The organism is Luteimonas sp. A501 (genome assembly GCF_054052085.1).
The window spans coordinates 1-504 of sequence record NZ_JBSVRI010000046.1 but is presented as its reverse complement, the minus strand read 5'-3'; the positions used below and the strand labels follow the sequence as shown (position 1 = coordinate 504).

The following is a 504-nucleotide window of genomic DNA, read 5'->3' as shown; positions in this document are numbered from 1 at the left end:
TGCGTTGTAGCCCGGGTAACGGCTCTCCACAGAGTGGTATTCAATATGGGAGGTTTCACCGCCGTGAGTTACATCAGCAGAGATCAAATCGGTGCCGATCAACGATAGCTCACGATGTCGGGTGTAGGTGTCGTACTCGGCAATGGTGACGCGCCGCTTCTGGATGAGGAAGTCGCTGAGCTGGACCGGAAAGGGGTTGTCGTCGCGAGTGCTCATGGTGATGTGCAGGAAGGTGCCATCCAGCCAGCCGCCGTAATCGCCCATGGTGAACGTGCCGCCTTCCATCAATGCCATGTCGGCGCGGGTTTTCTGCACGAAGGCCTTCAAGTCCGCCTCGGTCGGGGCCGGCTTACTGCGCAGGTGCTCAAGAATCAGCGCGGCGGTTTTCTCTGGAAACTGGGAGCTCAACTCGTTCAATCGCCGCCACACATCCGGGGTGGGGGACGGGGTGTCGATGGCCTGGATCACGAAGTCGGCATCGTAGATCGTCTTGCAGTACCGGTC

1 pseudogene is annotated in these 504 nt (G+C 59.3%); it reads right to left on the bottom strand.

Annotation, left to right across the window (positions count from 1 at the left end):
* Positions 1–504, bottom strand: a pseudogene (locus ACW7G5_RS14830) (hypothetical protein); the annotation flags it as partial.